Consider the following 264-nt stretch of genomic DNA (forward strand, 5'->3'; position numbering starts at 1 on the left):
GTACCAGACCCAGAGACTCTGGCAGGCCTTGGCCGCCGTGCTCTACGTCGTGGGACAGGCTTGGCCAGCCGCCTTCTACGTATTGTTTGTAGGCTTCTTTAAAGCCAGTCGGGGTTTTAACGCCGGACTCGCTCCAGGTGCAGCCTTCCAGATCGCCAACGCGGTTCAGTGGCGACAGCACTTGCTCACAAAACTTGGCGCCTTCCTCGAGAATGGCATCAACCATGTCCGGGGTAGCATCTGCGCAAGCCGGCAGGCTTTGAT

The 264-nt window shown here is 58.7% G+C and carries 1 pseudogene; it reads right to left on the reverse strand.

Annotated elements, in window-relative coordinates:
- Nucleotides 1-264, reverse strand: a pseudogene (locus tag AC0IW9_RS31040) (acyl-CoA dehydrogenase); the annotation flags it as partial.

This window comes from Belnapia sp. AC561 (genome assembly GCF_979252845.1).